Consider the following 3,350-nt stretch of genomic DNA (forward strand, 5'->3'; position numbering starts at 1 on the left):
GTACCCGGTCCAGCTTGTGTTGACTGTTAGGCCGTCTTCGCAGGCAAGCCAGCTCCCACATTTGGATCGCGGTGCGTCAGCTAGATCAGCGTCGGCTATCAGGTCGTCACGGGAGCAAGCTCCCTCGCCACAGGTTTAGTATGGCTTTCGCAGGCAAGCCAGCTCCCACATTGACCGAGTCGAGCGCCAAACTCGGCGGCATATTCATATATCGTTTCGGTCTAGCTGGCGCCCTAAATAGAAGAAGTTGCTGTGCTAGCATGCCTCGCTCGAACACGGCCCGCTGGCCGTCCATAAGATCGTTTTTCCGTGAGTAACCATGGTCGACAAACTGACGCATCTGAAACAGCTGGAGGCGGAAAGCATCCACATCATCCGCGAGGTCGCCGCCGAGTTCGATAACCCGGTGATGCTCTACTCGATCGGTAAAGACTCCGCCGTGATGCTGCACCTGGCACGCAAGGCCTTCTTCCCAGGCAAGCTGCCGTTCCCGGTGATGCACGTCGACACCCGCTGGAAATTCCAGGAAATGTACAAGTTCCGCGACAAGATGGTCGAGGAGCTGGGCCTGGACCTCATCACCCACATCAACCCCGATGGCGTGGCGCAGAACATCAACCCGTTCACCCACGGCAGCGCCAAGCACACCGACATCATGAAGACCGAGGGCCTCAAGCAGGCGCTGGACAAGCATGGTTTCGACGCCGCATTCGGCGGTGCCCGTCGCGATGAAGAGAAATCCCGTGCCAAAGAGCGCGTGTACTCGTTCCGCGACAGCAAACACCGCTGGGATCCAAAAAACCAACGCCCCGAGCTGTGGAACGTCTACAACGGCAACGTCAACAAGGGCGAGTCGATCCGCGTGTTCCCGCTGTCCAACTGGACCGAGCTGGACATCTGGCAGTACATCTACCTGGAAGGCATCCCGATTGTGCCGCTGTATTTCGCCGCCGAGCGCGAGGTGATCGAGAAGAACGGCACGTTGATCATGATCGACGACGACCGCATCCTCGAGCACCTGTCCGACGAAGACAAAGCCCGTATCGTCAAAAAGAAAGTACGTTTCCGCACCCTTGGCTGCTACCCGTTGACGGGCGCGGTGGAGTCCGAAGCCGAGACGCTGACGGACATCATTCAGGAAATGCTCCTGACGCGAACTTCCGAGCGCCAGGGCCGTGTCATCGACCACGATGGTGCAGGCTCGATGGAAGATAAAAAACGTCAAGGCTATTTCTAAGGGGCTGTCATGTCGCATCAATCTGATTTGATCAGCGAGGACATCCTCGCCTACCTGGGCCAGCACGAGCGCAAAGAGATGTTGCGCTTCCTGACCTGCGGCAACGTCGACGACGGCAAGAGCACCCTGATCGGGCGCCTGCTGCACGACTCCAAGATGATCTACGAGGATCACCTGGAAGCCATTACCCGCGACTCGAAAAAGTCCGGCACCACCGGTGACGATATCGACCTGGCGTTGCTGGTCGATGGCCTGCAGGCCGAGCGTGAGCAGGGCATCACCATTGATGTTGCCTACCGCTATTTCTCCACCGCCAAGCGCAAATTCATCATCGCCGACACCCCCGGCCATGAGCAGTACACCCGCAACATGGCCACCGGTGCGTCCACCTGTGACCTGGCGATCATCCTGATCGACGCTCGCTACGGCGTGCAGACCCAGACCCGTCGTCACAGCTACATCGCCTCGTTGCTGGGCATCAAACACATCGTGGTGGCCATCAACAAGATGGACATCAACGGCTTTGACCAAAGCGTATTCGAGTCGATCAAGGCCGATTACCTGAAGTTCGCCGAAGGTATCGCATTCAAGCCGAGCACCCTGGCCTTCGTGCCGATGTCGGCGCTCAAGGGCGACAACGTGGTGAACAAGAGCGAGCTTTCGCCCTGGTACACCGGCCAGTCGCTGATGGAGATCTTGGAGACTGTCGAGATCGCCAACGACCGCAACTACACCGACCTGCGTTTCCCGGTGCAATACGTCAACCGCCCGAACCTGAACTTCCGTGGGTTTGCCGGCACCCTGGCGAGCGGCATCGTGCACAAGGGCGATGAAGTGGTGGTATTGCCGTCGGGCAAGAGCAGCCGCGTCAAATCCATCGTCACCTTTGAAGGTGAGCTGGAACACGCAGGCCCAGGCCAGGCCGTGACCTTGACCATGGAAGACGAGATCGACATCTCCCGTGGCGACCTGTTGGTGCATGCCGACAACGTGCCGCAAGTGACCGACGCCTTCGACGCCATGCTGGTGTGGATGGCCGAAGAACCGATGCTGCCGGGCAAGAAATACGACATCAAACGCGCCACCAGCTACGTGCCGGGTTCCATCACCAGCATCGTGCACCGCGTGGATGTGAACACCCTGGCTGAAGGCCCGGCGAGTTCGCTGCAGCTCAACGAGATTGGCCGGGTCAAGGTCAGCCTGGACGCCGCCATCGCCCTGGACGGTTACGACAGCAACCGCACCACCGGCGCGTTCATCGTGATCGACCGCTTGACCAACGGTACAGTGGCCGCGGGCATGATCATCGCACCGCCGGTGGGTCATGGCGGCGCAGCGCAGCACGGCAGCCTGGCGCATGTCGCCACCGAAGAACGCGCCCTGCGTTTCGGCCAGCAGCCGGCCACGGTGTTGTTCAGCGGCTTGTCGGGCGCTGGCAAGAGCACCCTGGCCTATGCGGTTGAGCGCAAGCTGTTCGACATGGGCCGTGCGGTGTTCGTACTGGACGGCCAGAACCTGCGCCACGACCTGAACAAAGGGTTGCCGCAGGACCGTGCCGGGCGTACCGAGAACTGGCGTCGTGCCGCTCATGTGGCGCGCCAGTTCAACGAAGCCGGCCTGCTGACCCTGGCAGCCTTCGTCGCGCCGGATGCCGAAGGCCGTGAACAGGCCAAGGCGCTGATCGGTGCCGACCGCTTGCTGACCGTTTACGTACAGGCATCGCCGTTGGTGTGCGCCGAGCGTGACCCGCAAGGGTTGTACGCGGCCGGTGGGGATAACATTCCTGGCGAATCTTTCCCGTATGACGTGCCGTTGAATGCTGATCTGGTGATCGACACTCAGGCATTGTCGTTGGAAGACAGCGTCAAGCAAGTGCTGGAGCTGTTGCGTCAGCGCGGCGCGATCTAAACCTCGCAGCCATCAAAAAGCCCGCCATCGATCACTCGGTGGCGGGCTTTTTACATATTCTCAAAGGTGGACTCGGTCAATGTGGGGCTTGCCTGCGATAGCCATAGGTATCTACACAATTTTGTAGGTTGTAGCAGCCAGTGGTAACTACGATGCGAAGCGAGCCGCTCTTGATCTGCTTTTGATCTTGATCTTAGGCGCCCCG

The 3,350-nt window shown here is 59.8% G+C and carries 2 protein-coding genes; both read left to right on the forward strand.

Annotation, left to right across the window (positions count from 1 at the left end):
- Positions 1 to 319 precede the first annotated feature (319 nt).
- Positions 320 to 1,237, forward strand: coding sequence for a sulfate adenylyltransferase subunit CysD (gene cysD, locus A7K61_RS30435; protein ID WP_016971196.1), 918 nt, complete (start codon positions 320 to 322; stop codon positions 1,235 to 1,237).
- Positions 1,238 to 1,246: 9 nt separating this feature from the next.
- Positions 1,247 to 3,145, forward strand: a complete 1,899-nt coding sequence (gene cysN, locus A7K61_RS30440) for a sulfate adenylyltransferase subunit CysN (protein ID WP_069559011.1) — start codon at positions 1,247 to 1,249, stop codon at positions 3,143 to 3,145.
- Positions 3,146 to 3,350 lie beyond the last annotated feature (205 nt).

The organism is Pseudomonas sp. AP42 (assembly GCF_001728935.1).
Classification (GTDB): Bacteria; Pseudomonadota; Gammaproteobacteria; order Pseudomonadales; family Pseudomonadaceae; genus Aquipseudomonas; species Aquipseudomonas lactis.